Source organism: Paenibacillus sp. VTT E-133291 (assembly GCF_002264395.1).
In the GTDB taxonomy this organism is placed as follows: Bacteria; Bacillota; Bacilli; order Paenibacillales; family Paenibacillaceae; genus Paenibacillus_AQ; species Paenibacillus_AQ nitricinens.
Genome location: NZ_NFVA01000070.1, coordinates 24,828 through 35,825, shown reverse-complemented (window position 1 = coordinate 35,825; position 10,998 = coordinate 24,828). Strand labels below are relative to the sequence as shown.

At 52.0% G+C, this 10,998-nt stretch carries 19 protein-coding genes; 3 read left to right on the top strand and 16 right to left on the bottom strand.

Going from position 1 to position 10,998, the window contains the following annotated elements:
• Positions 1–204 precede the first annotated feature (204 nt).
• From CA598_RS32425 to CA598_RS23255, 3 genes are read right to left on the bottom strand one after another with little or no spacing between them, the layout of a single operon-like run.
• The gene (locus CA598_RS32425; RefSeq protein WP_179283751.1) at positions 205–357 is read right to left on the bottom strand and encodes a hypothetical protein; all 153 of its coding nucleotides are present in this window, start codon (positions 355–357) and stop codon (positions 205–207) included.
• Positions 358–416: 59 nt separating this feature from the next.
• Entirely contained in the window at positions 417–1,298 is an 882-nt protein-coding gene (locus CA598_RS23260; protein ID WP_094878053.1) for a helix-turn-helix domain-containing protein, read from the bottom strand.
• Positions 1,295–1,885: a nucleotide excision repair endonuclease gene (locus CA598_RS23255; RefSeq protein WP_094878052.1), complete on the bottom strand. Its 591-nt coding sequence runs from the start codon at positions 1,883–1,885 to the stop codon at positions 1,295–1,297. The genes CA598_RS23260 and CA598_RS23255 overlap by 4 nt, the downstream gene beginning before the upstream one ends.
• 247 nt (positions 1,886–2,132) lie before the next feature.
• Here CA598_RS23255 and CA598_RS23250 point away from each other — a divergent pair, with 247 nt between their 5' ends.
• Positions 2,133–2,327, top strand: coding sequence for a hypothetical protein (locus CA598_RS23250; RefSeq protein ID WP_256990609.1), 195 nt, complete (start codon positions 2,133–2,135; stop codon positions 2,325–2,327).
• A gap of 19 nt (positions 2,328–2,346) precedes the next feature.
• Complete coding sequence (locus CA598_RS23245) at positions 2,347–2,805, top strand: YhjD family protein (RefSeq protein WP_143812445.1); 459 nt, start codon at positions 2,347–2,349, stop codon at positions 2,803–2,805.
• On the opposite strand, the gene CA598_RS23240 is transcribed toward CA598_RS23245, so the two are convergent.
• Positions 2,795–3,658, bottom strand: coding sequence for an ATP-dependent DNA ligase (locus CA598_RS23240; RefSeq protein ID WP_094878049.1), 864 nt, complete (start codon positions 3,656–3,658; stop codon positions 2,795–2,797). The two genes, CA598_RS23245 and CA598_RS23240, sit on opposite strands and share 11 nt — an antisense overlap.
• Positions 3,659–3,762: 104 nt before the next feature.
• Positions 3,763–3,966 (bottom strand): hypothetical protein, encoded by a 204-nt coding sequence (locus tag CA598_RS23235; protein ID WP_094878048.1) that lies wholly within the window; start codon positions 3,964–3,966, stop codon positions 3,763–3,765.
• A 331-nt stretch (positions 3,967–4,297) separates the two neighbouring features.
• Between CA598_RS23235 and CA598_RS23230 the strand changes: the two genes are divergently transcribed.
• The gene (locus CA598_RS23230; RefSeq protein WP_094878047.1) at positions 4,298–4,516 is read left to right on the top strand and encodes a helix-turn-helix domain-containing protein; all 219 of its coding nucleotides are present in this window, start codon (positions 4,298–4,300) and stop codon (positions 4,514–4,516) included.
• Here CA598_RS23230 and CA598_RS23225 read toward each other — a convergent pair.
• The 11 genes from CA598_RS23225 to CA598_RS23185 all read right to left on the bottom strand — a co-directional run bounded on the left by CA598_RS23225 (position 4,513) and on the right by CA598_RS23185 (position 10,973).
• Positions 4,513–5,796 carry an HsdM family class I SAM-dependent methyltransferase gene (locus CA598_RS23225; protein ID WP_094878046.1) on the bottom strand — a complete coding sequence of 428 codons (1,284 nt, stop codon included), beginning with the start codon at positions 5,794–5,796 and terminating at the stop codon, positions 4,513–4,515. The genes CA598_RS23230 and CA598_RS23225 overlap by 4 nt on opposite strands.
• Positions 5,796–6,536 (bottom strand): hypothetical protein, encoded by a 741-nt coding sequence (locus CA598_RS23220; RefSeq protein WP_094878045.1) that lies wholly within the window; start codon positions 6,534–6,536, stop codon positions 5,796–5,798. Before CA598_RS23220 ends, CA598_RS23225 begins: the two co-directional genes overlap by 1 nt.
• A 3-nt stretch (positions 6,537–6,539) precedes the next feature.
• On the bottom strand, positions 6,540–6,950 hold the full coding sequence (locus CA598_RS23215; RefSeq protein ID WP_094878044.1) for a sigma factor-like helix-turn-helix DNA-binding protein: 411 nt from the start codon (positions 6,948–6,950) through the stop codon (positions 6,540–6,542).
• Positions 6,950–7,399 (bottom strand): DNA N-6-adenine-methyltransferase, encoded by a 450-nt coding sequence (locus tag CA598_RS23210; RefSeq protein ID WP_094878043.1) that lies wholly within the window; start codon positions 7,397–7,399, stop codon positions 6,950–6,952. Before CA598_RS23210 ends, CA598_RS23215 begins: the two co-directional genes overlap by 1 nt.
• Before the next feature lie 111 nt (positions 7,400–7,510).
• A complete protein-coding gene (locus CA598_RS32015; protein ID WP_143812444.1) occupies positions 7,511–7,699 on the bottom strand; it encodes a hypothetical protein in 189 nt (62 codons plus the stop codon).
• Positions 7,668–7,829: a hypothetical protein gene (locus CA598_RS32420; RefSeq protein WP_179283750.1), complete on the bottom strand. Its 162-nt coding sequence runs from the start codon at positions 7,827–7,829 to the stop codon at positions 7,668–7,670. Before CA598_RS32420 ends, CA598_RS32015 begins: the two co-directional genes overlap by 32 nt.
• Entirely contained in the window at positions 7,829–8,431 is a 603-nt protein-coding gene (locus CA598_RS23205; protein WP_094878042.1) for a nucleoside/nucleotide kinase family protein, read from the bottom strand. The genes CA598_RS32420 and CA598_RS23205 overlap by 1 nt, the downstream gene beginning before the upstream one ends.
• Positions 8,421–9,320, bottom strand: a complete 900-nt coding sequence (locus tag CA598_RS23200; protein WP_094878041.1) for a homing endonuclease associated repeat-containing protein — start codon at positions 9,318–9,320, stop codon at positions 8,421–8,423. The genes CA598_RS23205 and CA598_RS23200 overlap by 11 nt, the downstream gene beginning before the upstream one ends.
• Positions 9,313–10,446: a hypothetical protein gene (locus CA598_RS23195; RefSeq protein WP_094878040.1), complete on the bottom strand. Its 1,134-nt coding sequence runs from the start codon at positions 10,444–10,446 to the stop codon at positions 9,313–9,315. Before CA598_RS23195 ends, CA598_RS23200 begins: the two co-directional genes overlap by 8 nt.
• A 109-nt stretch (positions 10,447–10,555) precedes the next feature.
• A complete protein-coding gene (locus tag CA598_RS23190; protein ID WP_094878039.1) occupies positions 10,556–10,789 on the bottom strand; it encodes a hypothetical protein in 234 nt (77 codons plus the stop codon).
• Between the two features lies 1 nt (position 10,790).
• Positions 10,791–10,973, bottom strand: coding sequence for a hypothetical protein (locus tag CA598_RS23185; RefSeq protein WP_094878038.1), 183 nt, complete (start codon positions 10,971–10,973; stop codon positions 10,791–10,793).
• Positions 10,974–10,998: the final 25 nt, after the last annotated feature.

The window sequence follows — 10,998 nt, the reverse complement described above, 5'->3', positions numbered from 1 at the left end:
TACGTTCGCTACCGCTTTAACATCCGCGTTATTCTTTGTGTTGTCTACATGAGATACTTCGATGAGTAAGCTTCATGTATCTATCAGACAAAGGTTTCAGCATAGTGCCTGTTCAGCCAAAAGTCGGCTTCACACCTTGTCGCTGTCGCGTCTTCGGAACATGTTATTTAAATGCGCCCAAGCTTTTATTAAAGATCGGCGAGGTTAGATAATAGTTACACAAGGCACGGTTTTCGCCGAAGTGTCGGAGTGCTCTTCTCCGTAATCTTTAGGCGTCTTATTACGCAGTATATAAGATAAGAGTTGCCCCGACCCCAAAACAGCCTCAAACCCGCGCTGCTCTAAGGTCGAAGCCACTTTTGAACTCCGCAGTATATGGAACGAAATTGCCCTAACTCCGCAGTATATGGAACGTTTTAGTACGGAAGCTCATCGTCAAGCAGTCCGAACGACTCCGCTGCCTTCGCGTTCTGCTCGAACTCGTAGCGTATGCCCTGCGTATACTCATCGTCATCATACTTCTTACGGTACATCACGTCCGGATTCATCTTAATGACGATAGCCCCGTAAGCTTCCGATCGCATCACGAAGCCGAAGCGACTAAGCTCCTTCATCGCACGCGTAACCGTCTGCTCTTCAACGCCGATAGCTCGCGCAAGATCCGCCTGCCTCATGTGATCCAGCGCGTCGTAGTCACGCTCATCCGGATTGTGCACGAGGTAGAGGCGCTCGTAGTGTATGTGCGGAATCATGCAATATAAAAGACCGGCCGCTTGAACCGAAAGGTTCTTAACGTCCGATCTCGTTTTTACTTGGTATACTTTCGTGTAGCGTGCACCTGGCACCGTTTCACCCATCGTATGATAAGCCGGATTAACTCCGTATACCTTCCGCCTGCCGTCTTTCTTCTCCGTAAGAACTCCGCAAGTGGTAAGCGTCTTAACTACGCCTTCTGTCCACCGCTGAGCCTTGCCGACCGCCTTCGCAATCTCCGCGATACCCATACGCTTACTCTCTACGAATAAATCGCCGCTTTTATCGCGCCTCATATACGGAATGAGCTTCATAATCGCGCCTAGCTCGTTTATCTCAAGCATTAACGCTAGCTCACGTACAGGTTCGTGGTACGACGTTACATAATGGCGTGTGTTACGCGTTCTTGCGTCCTCACGTTGCGCATGATCACGCTTGCGCTGGCGTTCTTCGACAGTTTCGTGTACGTAGCCGTCTACCGGATAGCTCTCGCGGTATTGGCCGAGCGCTTCGTCGTAATAAACGTGGATGTCTGCGTTATTCATGCGGAAACACCTCCCGCGATCGTGAGTTTACCCCTTGTACGCCAGCGTTCCTCAGTAAGGTTATGTATCTTCCGCTCAACCTCCCGAAGCTGTGAGGCGTTAGCAGCCTCCTCGAAACGGATCACGCGCTCATCCCCGAACTCATCTTCAGCGAAGTCTTCCGATCTTGCAATCGCTAATAACAATCCAGCGCGGTCTTCTCTAAGGTAGTGTAGTCTCTCGTCTATTAGTTCCAGGGCATCCGAAAGTTCTCCAATGTGTCCCGCGAAGAACATCTTATCCCTGTTGTACTTCGGCATTAGCTCATTTATCAGATACGTCTCATAAATATCGACCTCAAATTGACTACCTGACTGATATAAGGTTATAGAGTGTATTTGTTTATAGAAACGGATGGAGTCCTGATGGCCCTTGATGTGGCTACTGACCCGTGTCCAAAGGTTTGTTGACTTTCCCACATACAGACACGCGCCCTCAATATCCCGAAGTACATACACTCCGGAAACTCCGGATAGCCATAACCGGTGCCTCTCAAACTCTTCCTTAGTGTGCGAAACACTTTCTGGTAGTGTAACTGTGATTCCCATATCATCGCTCTCCTTTGCGTATTTTCCGACTAAAAATAATAATGGGGAGGCGAGTGTCGGAGTATCTCGCTTTCGGCCCGTCAGCCTATCCCCGTAAAAAAAATTCCTTACATATGTATAGCCGTGAAATCACGCTTTTTACAGGTATCGGCAGCTTCTTTCCGCAAATAAAAACGCCACCTCCTTGAAAGGAACTGGCGCTAATTTGTCGAAATAGTACGGAATCTCACACGAAAGGACTGCGCTAATGAGTCGATTTATGAAGCCGCTAACCTCTAACGTTCACCTTTACACCGCGCAGCTTGAACGCTCGCCTATCGTAGTCTTTATCGCGGAAGAACTCGTAGGCAGCGGAGTAATCGAAGATATTACGCTGGCCTCCGTAAAGGTACGCGGCGAGTATTATTTGCGCGAGATCTGCACGTTCAAATACGCAAGCTAGGCGAATTACTATTGATAACGTGCGCCCTATCGCATATAATACGTACATACGTTCTTATTTACGGAGGTCTCACGCTATGTCAGAAGATAACGCACTATTACGCGATTACGTACTATACCCGCAGCTTACGGCCACCGTACAGCGCGGCCTTGACGAACTTGAACACGCGCACAACGTTCTCAATCGTGCGTATGCCGCATCCGGCACGTATATTAAACAGAAGATTACGGCCGACCTGCGCGAGAACCGCCTGGCGCTAAATCGCGCGGGCCTGCGGATATTAAGAAGCGCGGAGCTTAACGGGTTGATCCACGTTGAATTTACGCGGAAAGGGCATTCGCAGCCGGAGACATATGCGGTTGCCCGCGAGGTTCTGCGCGATGATATGCGCACGAGAATGGCGCAGTATATAGCGGAATTTGGTGCGGTAGTAGCGCAAGACTGGAAAGATAGCGCGGAGCCAGCGTCTATACGATAAACTCCGTAAATACCGGACTCCGCAGCATGCCCGCGCGAGTCCAATTTCGTATTTTCACGCGCGCTCTAATCCGCGGCTCCACGTACACGAAGTCGCTATCCTCGCCGGTAATCAGCGCCTTACTCACGCCATAGAACGCCTTTTTATGCGTAGGTGATACGCCAAACTCGATAACGCCAGCCGCACGCATTTTACCGCTATCCGTAGGCACAGACGCGAGCCATCCGAACTCCGCCTTTTTGTATCCGCTCAAATAAACGTCGGCATACGTCCAGTTAATGATCTTTTGCCACTGAGCGGATCGCCGTCCGGTTTCATACACGCTATTCTTCCGCTTGGCAACGACGCCCTCCATAGCTCGCGCCTGCATTTGCGCAAATAACGCTTCGCCGGCGCCCTCAATATACGGAGTCACACCGAAATGTTCGTTAGGAAGCGCCAAGCCTGCGAGTATTCCCTTACGCTCCATTAGCGGACGATTACGCAAGTCCTCGCCCTTATAGCGCAGAATATCGAACACAACGTAAGTAACCGGAAGAGTCTGCGTTAGCTGCCGTATCTTATCGGAGCGCCGCGCTTGAAAACGCGACATGACGGATTCAAAGTTGATTGCGCCGGTTGCCGGATCAATACAGGCAACTTCGCCGTCCAGTACGATATCATGCGGAAAAACTGCGTTAGCTATTTCGGGATACTGGAGCGTGCATTCGTTGTTATGACGCGTGTATAAGCGGACAACTCCGCCTTCTTGCGAATATATTAAGCGGTGACCGTCGATTTTCGGCTCGTAGATATAGCGCGAGTCAGAGAACGGGGCCGCCGCTGTTTCTAGTAACATCGGAGAAATAAACATATTACCACCTCTACGCTAATTATAGCGCGTGGTTAGAGGTGACTGGTGCGGTAAGTTATGGAATGCGAAAAGACCAGAAAGCATCTGGCCTCACTGCGTCCTATTTACGTACGCGAGTTAGACGTAACGATAATCTCGCGGTACGCGCGGTCTAGCTCACGTACTATCGCCAGCACCTCCGTGTCTGTATGCCACGACTCACGCAACTTCGCGCTAACTATTCGGGCATGAACCGCGCTAACCATATCCGATCCATATTTAGCGTCCAGCTCACGCAAATGTGCGAGGTGATTTTCGTAGTATTCCATATTAGCGCAACTCCTTCCGAACTTTCCTCGCAGACTCGCGGTTACACAGTTTGAACACGTGATTCCTATACGATAACAAACGATAACGCCGCCAGCCCCAGCGGTCATATTCCGGATCGAGGCGAAGGCGTTCTCCATATCTATCGAGCTTGCGGATATAGTAAACGAGGCGGTCGTCGGCGGTTTTCATAGCGGGGTTCCTCCGTTATCGATACGTTTAGCGTACCACTTATAACGTAAATATACACCGTTACGTTTAACGTGTCAATACGTCAGTGTTACTTTTACCGTACCGAAAGTTGCGCTATACTAAACGCAGGAGGTGCCACCTATGTATACAGTCCGCATTAAACTCGCCGCCATCCTCGAAGAACGCGGCATCAGCCAACGTGAATTCGCGCGCATGACCGGAATCCGCCACCCGTCTATCGGAGAGATGTGCGCTAACAAAACGGTGCGGCTACCGTTAGAAAACCTCGCTAAAATGTGCGAAGTGTTGGACGTTGAGATAACGGATATACTCGAATTAGAAAAAGAGCCGCGCGATTAAGCTGCGGCCTTTTCTTCGTATACTGGCGCTGCATAATAATCGTCGACTATCCGATCCTGCCACGTAAAGTCGAACGTACTAACCTCCGCGCCACCCCACGTTATTTCCGTACCGGCTCCGAGCGTCAACTCATTCCAGCGGTAAGGTCCGGTGGCCTGCGCTTTCGTACCGTGTCCATACGTTCGGCTCGCGTCTCTATACCCGTCGCAAGAACCGTTTGCGTGCGAGAACATAAACGCGCTGACGTCCTTAATGCTATGCCACGAAGGAATATGAGGATACAGGTTCGAGCGCGTAAGGTAATCGTCTGTAAAGTCCGCCAGCAACTCATCGAGCTGCGTTAGCCCATCGCCCCATTTATCCGTAGAGCGGCCGTCCTTATCGTAGCCAATATCCGTTATCTTCGCGAAGTATGCCGGCGGCTGTCCCGCGAGAAACTTAGCGCCAAACTCCGTGATGTCTTCGTAACCTCCGCGTTTAAAGTTCGATCCCCAACGCGTTTCTACGGAAGGAATTAGCGGAGTGCCAGGCGGCGCTTTACGTACGATAAGTATCTGCGTCTCAATCGTCGTACCTGTCAGTGCAAATGTCTCGCCTGGAAGTCCGATCGTCGCAACGTGCCAACACGTACGGTACAGAAGCTTCCGTACTGTCTCCGCATAGTTGGCGAACGATAAACCCAGCGGCAATACAAACGCAATGTAACCGCCGGGCTTGGCCGCTTTAATCGCGAGCTCGATAAACGCTGATTCAGACTTACCTTTCGCGCGCCCCTTCGCCACTTTCAACGTTTCAAACGTGTCATGCAATTCCGCTGCAGCTACATCGATACTCACCCCATACGGAGGATTACCGATAATGTAATCGTAGTAATCGCGTCGGCTATGAAGAAACGCGTCGCCCTGGATTACGCTGACCTGCGGATAGATAAGCGAAGTTACCCGCGCAGAAGTCTCGTCGAGTTCAAGCGCTGTTATCTCCGCGTCAGAGGGTAAGTGTTCAATAAACACACCGGAACCTGCACTCGGCTCAAGAAAACGGGAGCCTTGCGGAAATGAACCTCCGCTCAAGCCCCGCAATGCTTCCGTAATAAACCGCGCTACGTGAGGCGGCGTATAGAAAGCGCCACCTGCGTATGCGTTCGGTAAAAGTCCGCCAGTTGACGTATAATTATCGCGTAGAAACTGTACGTCTTCTGGCGTAATGTCTTCGTCACGTTTCGCAACAATTGCCATCGAGCGTACATTTCCGTCCCATCGCGCACGGTCCGCTTTCCCCATTACGCCGCCTCCCTTGCATATTCATCCGCGCTCTCTACCGTCACGTCGTTAACCGCGCTCATATCCGCCAACCACCGCGCACCTATTCCGGCTTTCTGCGTAAATGGCTCCGTAAGCTCACCGCAAGTATCGCGCAGATTATATGCTACTACTCGCCCCGGCGCTGTATCCCGCTTATATCGCGCAGCCCTCGCCGCATTCCGTATTTTCGCGCCAGCATCGACCATTCTCCGTTCATACGGCGTACGCGCCCGTTTCGTCGGCGTCCGGTGATCGCGCCCATCAACTCCGTGTGCTTCCGCCGCCGTATCGGACGTCTCACGGTCGCGCCGGAGATCGAGCTGCCGTTCGGACATAAACGGATATTCCGTATGTGCGATCTTATGCGGATTCGGGTCCGTGATCTCTTCGTAGAGCACGGCGTCGGTCAAGCGGTCCATTAGCGTAGAATCCGCTTTAACTGGCGACGGGCGTTGGCGCGCTTTATTTCGTGAGCCGTCCGCCTGTTCCGCGTACCATTCATCGAGCTTCCGTTGGTTATATTCGCCGTGCTCGCGGTAATAAGCGTCCTGGATCGCGGCTACAAGTAACATGCGCGTTTCTCGATCGCGGACATCGTAAGTAGCGCCGTTATATGTGAACGTAATGGCGCGTGGCTCCTCCGCCTTAAAGTGCGTACGGAGCGCGGATTCTAGTGCCTCAATTGCGGCTGTCGTGCGTTCAATATACGTTTGTCCCATCGTCTAAGCCGCCTCCATTTCGTTATCGTCTTCGTCCGTCAATACGTAGGCAACCGTAATTTCTCCGTATTCCCACTTGCGATAAACCGCCGCGATCTTGCCCGCCGCCTCGTCTACGGATTGCTTAACGGTCTGCTGCGCTATGCCCATCGCTTTCGCCGCCTCTGATTGCGTCAGGTCAACGCCATAAACCCACGCGATGGATTCCGCCTGGCGCTCCGTAAGGCCGGCGCTGTTGATGGCGGAGTTTAAGTCGATAAGCGTATCTGCAGCGTTATAATCGCCGAGAAAACGTGCGCTGCTTACGTGGTGGCGATCGCGGAGGAGCTTTTTGACGCCGGCTGCGTCCGAGAGCGTATATTTAACTTCGTATGTGCGTGCGCCTTTTTCTACGTCGATTTTTACCGAGCCCATTACGCCGCCTCCTTAACGTTTGAAACTTCCGGACGCCATACGACGACTACCGAAGGAAATGGCGCGGAGTTTTTAGCATCTCCGAATTTTAAGCGCCCACGAACGAAGCGTGTCTCCGCTTTTCCATAAACGTAATCGTGAAACCACTTCGTATCTGTGCGTGCGGGGAGTAAACCGACAATTGTTGCGCCTGCTTGCGCTGATTCGTAGGCTTTGCGCACCCACTCGCCTATCGTCCGGCCATAAGGCGGGTTCATCCAGCAGACGCCCCGCCATTCTTGTGCAAGCCCGTCCATTTCCGGAGTGAAGTAATTAGCGCACTTAGCATTATCAGCGAGCGCGCACACGTCCGTTTCGAAGAAAAACTCCGCGTTTAGTACGTTAAAAAAATCGATAGGAGTTGCATGAAGGTCTGTTTTTGACGAGAACATAACGTCAGCATTAAACATATAACCCGCCCCTTTATCCGTATTCGAGCGTCAGCCCTACGTTATATGAACGATTCCGCACGTAGTAGCCTCCGCTATTGTGAAATATTCTAACGCTGAAACTTGAGAATATCACTCCGCAATCGTCCGCATTATACCGAGTTCAGCCGCCACATACCCATTCTCACAATCGCCTTCGTGCGTGACGTCTCCGTTCGAATACCACGTAATCTCATCTCCTACGTAAATATCACCGCCGCAGTACATGCATAGTGCGGAGACACGCGGCTCAATCGGCGGTGAAAAGCGTTCGTCTATCATCCGCACTCACCTCCGTATTCTCCCGCTTCGCCAGCGGAGTCCGATCGTCGTAAGGCTCCGCTTTAATCGCGTCAATCCGGCCACTCATATAGCCGGCTTCGTAACCTGCGCGGTAATCATCCGTTGACATTACGCCGCCTCCCGAGAGGAGCGTAGCGACTCAATAATCTCGTCAATCTGCGCATACAACTCCGCCAGCCCCTCGTCATTCATTACGGTAAAATCCGATGTATATCTGTCGAGCGCCGTTTCCGTTCCGTGCATGAGATCCGCGTAATTGAACGTATCCCCCGAGTTGACGGCGCGCTGGATGCGGAGGCCGTCCGGTGCTTCTACGCGGATGAGGACGTAGGAACGTGCGGCGAGCGCTTCGGCTTCGTTTAACTGCCTGCAATCCGTGACGACTGCGTGGGATGCTCGCCGAGGTATATGCGGTGCATATCGGAGGAGTGACGCGTTGTAAGCCGCGGCATCTTCGGTCATATACGCAATCGCGTCGAAACATTTACGTATCCATATTCCATCATCTATCGCGCGGCACGCTTGTCCAAACGCTTGATATAGCGCACGCGGCTTCGTTCCCGGTGAAGGCTCTCCGAACAATTCGTGAGCATAACGCTTAAGCTCGTCGCCGAACGCAAATTGCGTATATCCGTATTTTGACGCGAGGTAATCGCCAACTAACGACTTCCCTGCGCGAAGTTTGCCCGTAAGTGCGATGTTAGGCAACATCAGAATAATCAACCCCTTTCGATTTTAGAAATCCGAGCTTTACATCCAGGTTAGTTAAGTCCTCACTGAAAAGCTCAATCAGCAAGTAGCCGCGACGTAAGCACAGACTTCTTTTTAACTTCATCCTGTCCGCGTACTCAGGTAGCTTCGGAAGACCAAAGAACTCAATGTAGTAGGGACCGACCTTAAAGTCAGCGATTAACTTCCCAAAGTACGGAACGTGAGCCTGGTAATGGACCCCGTTATCGTACAGCCAATCCGCGACTATAGATTCGGAGATGCTGTCGTATAACAACCCGTCTTTCCCGTATGTTTTATTTCCATAGATATTCTCGTTTAGGGGAAGCCCTGCTTTAGTTAAAGCGTTATTCCAGCCCCCGAAGCGCACTTGAAACGTTGCCCACCCGTAAGCGAGTTGGTCCCGAGTAGAAGGGCTCCTGCCTGTTTCTATCCTGAACCTACGCAACTCAGAGAGCAGCTCTTCATCGCTAACTGGACACCAAGTAGGCTTTAGTCCGCCGGCTTTAAGGGCGTTTGTCCACGTCCCGAAACGCTTGTTATAAGTACCTTTGCCACACACGCCGGCTCTACCTGTGAGATCGGAGGCGATCGGCGTCCTACCCAGTTCCTCCGCGAGGGCAACAATGTCGGCTAGCATTTCCTCATCCGATTTAGTAGGGGTACTCCTCTTGTTAGTAGGGATACCTAGATAAAGTAGATACTCGTTATAGGACTTTCCTGTCCTCACTTTGATAGTTTTAATGGACGGCAGTCCGAGCCTCCTAATATCCGAGGAGGACGGTGCCTTGCCGTGAACAAGGAAATGATCGATAAACAGCCCCTCTAAGTCCTCGTCGGATATCCTAAAACCTCCTATGCAGTTACCCAACGCGAACCGCCGCCCAGCATTCGTCTAATATTCTTTCAACGTCAGCCTTCGCACGCTCAACGATTTCGTCGCGGAGCTGTTGAGGCGACTTACGCTCACCGAATAACTTGCGCGCAGTCTCTTCCGGAGTATTTATCGCGTCGACAACGCCTTGAGCTACGGATTTCGCGAACGACGGCAGCGCATTATCAACGGGACCAGACGCGACTTTTACGTAAGAAGGGACGATAGTCGGCGCGCTGTCCGTTTCTATCGCGAGGACGCGCTTTTCTAGCGCTTTGATATCATCGCATACGCCTTCTTCGATGAGAACGATATCCTCGCGTGCTACACGCAGGTCGACCTCCAATTGCGCAATCTTACGTGTGAGCACCGTAATGTTCTCCGCGTATTGGTCGGCGAGGGGTAGCGCGGATAATGGCGTTGGAGTCGGCGCTAGTTCCGCGGAGGTTAGCGGTTCGAGTACGCGGTAATACGCTTCAAGAACGTTACCGCGTCCGTCCAGCCCGACCGCAGGAATCCCGTAATCCGTACGCTCAACTACGAACGTTTGACCTGCGCGGAAGTATGCGCGGTCTTCCGTAACAATCACGCGCTCGCCCACCGCAGCCTTACGGTCGACCATGCGGAAGCGCTCCGAATTGAATACGAGGATTTCCGTAGGTTCGAGGACCGTATACTCCCGTAAGTATGCGCACTCTCTATCGCCAGCGTTATCCGTGAAGAATACGTCGCCCTCTCCGTCAACAGACAACGCGGTAAAAACGTCTCCATTTCCGTAGTCCGTATTATATTCGGCAGCCACGATCTTAACCCGCTCACCTACGCACGCCTTCCGCTTAACCTCGCGATATTCACGTGAGACACCGTCGAGTGATTCGTCGGGGAGTAGCGTAATGGCGGCGCTGTCGGCGTCCGTTTCTAGCGTGAACCAATCACGGTAACTTTCGCCCTCACCGTCGATTTCGATAGGCCAGGCGCTTCGATCATTAGCGTCATCAATAATTACGTAGCATTCGTAGCCAAGAAATTCCGCCGTGTCAACGATCTCATAACGCTTGCCTTCCGTGATATCGCGTTTTGTTGCCGCCGTGTGACACCGCAAATACTTCGTTGTTTTCGTCATTAATAATCGTCTCCCTTATCGTTTAATTTAACGTTCATCCACCGTTCATCTCACCGCTGGCGTGATGATTAGCGCGGCGGCTTATTGCGTACGGAAAGGCGTTTGCCCGTTACGTCTCTCCGTAATTCTCGTCGATAAATCCCGCGATCAAATCGAATTGCATATGTGTTAACATTACGGCGCGCTCCGTTAAATCTACGCCTTGCCATCCGGTTAATACCGCCGGCTCGTCCGGTCCTGTTGCCGCAAACATGACGCCAGTTATGCGGCCGGCTCGCGCTAGTTTGGCGAGCGATTCGAGTGCGTCGGCGACTGCGTTAGGAAACGGAATAATTTCCGCCATATTACGCCTCCCTTACGATTAACACGGTCTGTCCAGTATCCGCGAGACTTGCGACATACTCGCCGGAATAAACTGCGCCGCGGTGTGCGTTGAACTCGTAGCGCGACTTATAACAAACGTAGCCAGAATCTTCGTGCGGTATGAAAACATACGCGGCTGATTCGATCATTTCTCGTTTTGACATATTAACGCCTCCTTATCGTAGTGAT